The following is a 5,006-nucleotide window of genomic DNA, read 5'->3' as shown; positions in this document are numbered from 1 at the left end:
TTTACGCCTGACGGGCGTCGACGAAGCGTTGCGCGCCTTCCTGGCAGCGTTGGATTGACACTGCCGTCGAGTGGTTGCGCGAGGGCCGATCACCCACCGTATTTATTCACACCCCGGACAGCGCCGACGCGCTACTACTCGCCCGCTGCTTCCACGATGACGTACGGGTACGTGTGCTTGAACTCGCTGCACTGCCTCAGCCGATACCGACCGAGCCTCTGACCCTCTTCTGATCCGGAGGGGCGAAGGCGCAGGGGGCGAGGATGAGGGATGATGCCAGGGTAGGAGGCGCTGCCGGTCCGGAGGTGGCTGGAGGGGACGGGGCGGATATGACCCGTCTTCTGTTCGTGGAGGACGAACCGCGGCTGCTGCGGACCATGCGGATCACCCTGCGCGCTCGGGGGTTCGAGGTACGCACAGCGGTGGACGGCCGGCACGCGCTGTCGGAGGCGGCGTCGTGCCCACCCGACCTGGTCATTCTGGATCTTGGCTTGCCCGACATGGACGGCGTTGAGGTTATCCAGGGGCTACGGGGTTGGACCGGGGTTCCCATCATCGTGTTGTCCGGTCGCGCCTCGGGTCACGACAAGGTGGCCGCGCTCGACGCCGGCGCCGACGACTACGTCACGAAGCCGTTCTCGATCGACGAGCTGCTGGCCCGGATCCGGGCCGTGACCCGCCGCGCCGCCAGCGCGGAACCGGTGACCGTTGTCGACCTCGGCCGGTACCGGATCGACCTCGGGGAAAAGCGAATCAGCCCACGAGACAGCGCCGACGCCGACGCCGACGCGGGCGCGGGCGCGGGCGCGGGCGCGGGCAGCGGTCGTGAGGGTCCATCCGCGACCGGTGGAGAGGACAAGCCGGACGGTCTACGCCTCACCCCGACGGAATGGCGGCTGCTGGAAGCACTGGTACGCCACCCCGGGAAGCTCATCAGCCATCAGCAGCTGATCAGCCAGGTCTGGGGTCCCGGCGTGGCGGACGACAGCTCCTCGCTCCGCCTCTACATCAACAAACTGCGTCGCAAGCTCGAACCCGACCCGGCCCGACCCCGCTACCTGACCACCGAACCGGGCCTGGGCTACCGCTACCAGCCGTAACCACCACGCCTCATTAGCACGCACAGTAGCGCCAGGACACCCCAGCGCCAGGACACCCTTCGCGGGGATCACCTGGACAAGACGGGGCGGACCGGCCTGCTCCCCGCCCGGGCGGCCGTCCGTGGACCACCGAGAGGTGTTCTGCGTCTCATCCGGGTTGCGCACACCGGGTTTTGCGCGGGTGCGGATCTCGTCCGGGCCGGATGCCGTGTGAGCACCGTGTTGAATTTTCGGGATTGGGCGTCATTGGACCGTTAGCTTCGCTGGTCCGCTGGCGGCAAGGGCTAGATACTGGCAGCTGCCATCAGGCCAGGACGCCAGCCAGGGCGGCGCATTTATTCCGATCTCATCCAAAGTAGAAGGCAGGAGTTCCGTGCGTGACGTTGTCTTCGTGCTGCTGACCCTTGCGGTGTTCGCGGTACTCGGGCTAACCCTCAAGGCAGTGGAGAAGCTGTGAGCGTGGAGAACATCGCCGGCCTGATCCTTGCCGTAGCCCTCGCGATCTTCCTCGTGGCGGCTCTGCTGTTCCCGGAGCGGTTCTAGATGGGCACGAACGCCGCGGGCGTCATCTTCATCGTCTCGATGGTGCTGGCTCTTACCCTGACTTACCGGCCATTCGGCGACTATATGGCCCGGGTGCATACGAGCGGGAAGCACCTGCGGGTGGAACGCGGTATCTACCGGCTGATCGGGGTGGATCCGGGCGCCGAGCAGCGCTGGTCGGTGTATGCCCGCAGCGTGCTGGCGTTCTCGCTCGTCTCGGTGCTGTTCCTGTACCTGTTCCAGCGGGTGCAGAACCACCTGTGGCTGGCGCTGGGCCTGCCGGCGGTCAAGCCGGACCTGGCGTGGAACACGGCGGTCAGTTTCACCACGAACACGAACTGGCAGGCCTATTCGGGTGAGTCGACGATGGGCCATCTGGTCCAGATGTCCGGCCTGGCGGTGCAGAACTTCGTGTCCGCCGCGGTAGGTATCGCGGTGGCGATCGCGGTGGTGCGCGGCTTCGCCCGGAAGAAGACCGACCAGCTGGGCAACTTCTGGGTGGACCTGGTCCGCACCGTCGTGCGGATCCTGCTGCCGGTCTGCGCGCTCGCGGCGATCGTGCTGATCGCCGGCGGCGCGATCCAGAACTTCCACGGGAACACCACGGTCCCCACCCTGGCCGGGGGGGAGCAGGCGGTCACCGGGGGTCCGGTCGCCAGCCAGGAGGCCATCAAGGACTTCGGCACCAACGGCGGCGGCTTCTACAACGCCAACTCCTCGCATCCGTTCGAGAACCCGACCTCCTGGACGAACTGGTTCGAGATCTACCTGCTGCTGTCGATCGGGTTCGCGTTGCCGCGGACGTTCGGCAAGATGGTCGGCAGCACCCGGCAGGGGCTGGCGATCGTCGCGGTGATGGCGGTGCTGGCGGTGGGCAGTCTGGGAGCCAACGAGGTGTTCCAGGCGATCCACCACGGCACGGTGCCGACAGCCGTCGGGGCGGCCCGGGAGGGTACGGAGACCCGGTTCGGTGTGCCGGACTCGGCGCTGTTCGCCACGGCCACGACGCTGACGTCGACCGGGTCCGTCGACTCGTTCCATGACTCGTACACCAGCCTGGGTGGCGCGACGCTGCTGTTCAACATGATGCTCGGCGAGGTCGCGCCCGGCGGCACCGGATCGGGACTCTACGGGATCCTGGTCCTCGCGGTGATCACGGTGTTCGTCGCGGGTTTGATGATCGGACGAACGCCGGAGTACCTGGGCAAGAAGATCGGCAGTCGAGAGATCAAGTTCGCCTCGCTGTATTTCCTCACGATGCCGGTCATCGTGCTGGTCGGCACCGGCCTGGCGATGGCGCTGCCGGGGGAACGGGCGGGGATGCTCAACAGCGGGCCGCACGGCCTGTCCGAGGTGCTCTACGCCTTCACCTCGGCGGCGAACAACAACGGCTCGGCGTTCGCCGGCATCACGGTGAACACCGACTGGTATAACACCGCGCTCGGCCTCGCGATGGCCTTCGGCCGCTTCCTGCCGATGGTCTTCGTGTTGGGGCTGGCCGGATCGTTTGCGAAACAGCAGCCGGTGCCGGAAACCGCGGGGACGCTGCCGACCCATCGCCCGCAGTTCGTGGGGATGCTCGTCGGCGTCACCGTGATCATCGTCGCTCTCACCTTCTTCCCGGCGCTCGCGCTCGGGCCGCTCGCGGAGGGTCTGCACTAGATGTCCACCTCGACCATTGCGGGTACGCCGGTTCCGGCGCCCGCGCCGACCCCGCCGCCGGCTCCCCGGCGGGTACAGGGGGGGCTGCTCGACCCGACGATGCTCCTGCGGTCGACGCCGGACGCGCTGCGCAAGCTCGACCCGCGCACGCTGTGGCGCAACCCGGTGATGTTCATCGTGGAGATCGGCGCGGTGTTCACTACTGTCCTGGCGATTCGGGACGAGACCGCGTTCAGCTGGCTGATCACGGTCTGGCTCTGGCTGACCGTGTTGTTCGCCAACCTCGCCGAAGCGGTTGCGGAGGGCCGCGGCAAGGCCCAGGCGGACGCGCTACGCCGCACCAAGACTGACACGATCGCCCACCGGCTGCGCGACGACGGCCGGCTCGAGGAGGTGCCCGCGCCGCGGCTGCGGCAGGGCGACACCGTCGTCGTCGAGGCGGGTCAGTTCATCCCCGGGGACGGCGACGTCATCGAGGGGATTGCCAGCGTCGACGAGTCGGCCATCACCGGCGAGTCCGCGCCGGTGATCCGGGAGTCCGGCGGTGACCGCAGTTCGGTGACCGGCGGCACCCGGGTGCTGTCGGACCGGATCGTCGTGCGGATCACTCAGAAACCGGGCGAGAGCTTCATCGACCGGATGATCGCGCTGGTGGAGGGGGCGAATCGGCAGAAGACCCCGAACGAGATCGCGCTGAACATCCTGCTGGCCGCCCTGGCGCTCACCTTCCTGCTCGCTGTCGCGACCCTGCAGCCGTTGGCGATTTTCTCGAAGGCGCAGCTGCCGGGCGTGCCGGACACCAGCGCGCTGAACGGCGACGGCCTGTCCGGGATCGTGATGGTGTCGCTGCTGGCCTGCCTGATCCCGACGACGATCGGCGCGTTGCTGTCCGCGATCGGCATCGCCGGCATGGACCGGCTGGTCCAACGCAACGTGCTGGCCATGTCCGGCCGGGCCGTCGAGGCCGCCGGCGACGTCAACACCCTCCTGCTCGACAAGACCGGGACGATCACCATTGGCAACCGGGAGGCGCGGGCCTTCGTCCCGGTCGGCGGCACGTCGGAGAATGACCTGGCCAGCGTGGCCCAGTTGTCCTCGCTCGCGGATGAGACCCCCGAGGGCCGCTCCATCGTCGTGCACGCGAAGAACACCTACGGCCTGCGGGAGCGTAGTCCCGGCGAGCTCAGCCACGCCCGGTTCGTGGCGTTCACCGCCCAGACCCGGATGTCCGGGGTCGACCTCGATGCGATCGATGGGGGGCCGAACCGGCAGGTGCGCAAGGGAGCGGCCAGCGCGGTGATCACCTGGGTGCGAGATCTTGGTGGCACCGTGCCCGCGGAGACCGGGGAGATCGTGGACGGCATCTCCGCTTCCGGCGGCACCCCGCTGGTCGTTGCCGAGGCCACCGATGGCGGCACGGCCCGCGTCCTGGGCGTGATCCAGCTCAAGGACGTCGTCAAGCAGGGCATGCGTGAGCGGTTCGACGAGATGCGCCGGATGGGCATCCGCACCATCATGATCACCGGTGACAATCCGCGGACCGCCCGGTCGATCGCCGAGGAGGCGGGCGTCGACGACTTCCTCGCCGAGGCCACGCCCGAAGACAAGATGGCCCTGATCAAACGAGAGCAGGCCGGCGGCAAGCTCGTCGCAATGACCGGCGACGGCACCAACGACGCCCCTGCGCTCGCCCAGGCCGAT

General features: G+C 68.1%; 4 protein-coding genes and 1 pseudogene. All 5 read left to right on the top strand.

All coding sequences use genetic code 11. The features are described 5' to 3' along the window. Window positions 1–41: 41 nt before the first annotated feature. A pseudogene (locus AC08OU_RS16395) lies at window positions 42–233 on the top strand (DUF72 domain-containing protein); the annotation flags it as partial. 96 nt (window positions 234–329) lie between these two features. After that, the gene (locus AC08OU_RS16390) at window positions 330–1,100 is read left to right on the top strand and encodes a response regulator (protein WP_476605241.1); all 771 of its coding nucleotides are present in this window, start codon (window positions 330–332) and stop codon (window positions 1,098–1,100) included. Window positions 1,101–1,553: 453 nt separating this feature from the next. Further along, entirely contained in the window at window positions 1,554–1,643 is a 90-nt protein-coding gene (gene kdpF, locus AC08OU_RS16385) for a K(+)-transporting ATPase subunit F (protein ID WP_462188043.1), read from the top strand. Beyond that, window positions 1,644–3,305, top strand: coding sequence for a potassium-transporting ATPase subunit KdpA (kdpA, locus tag AC08OU_RS16380; protein WP_476601285.1), 1,662 nt, complete (start codon window positions 1,644–1,646; stop codon window positions 3,303–3,305). Further along, the coding region (kdpB, locus tag AC08OU_RS16375) for a potassium-transporting ATPase subunit KdpB (RefSeq protein WP_476605240.1) at window positions 3,306–5,006 on the top strand (1,701 nt) is incomplete at its 3' end. It lies immediately after the preceding gene.

The sequence above is a fragment of the Frankia sp. CcMO1 genome (assembly GCF_977945845.1).
Note: the sequence above shows the minus strand (reverse complement) of the source record. Positions and strands in the feature narration are given on the sequence as shown.

Bases quoted from the DNA above. Each gene is read 5' to 3' on its own strand.
- AC08OU_RS16390 (WP_476605241.1), top strand. From the start codon at position 330: ATGACCCGTCTTCTGTTCGTGGAGGACGAACCGCGGCTGCTGCGGACC.
- kdpA (WP_476601285.1), top strand. From the start codon at position 1,644: ATGGGCACGAACGCCGCGGGCGTCATCTTCATCGTCTCGATGGTGCTG.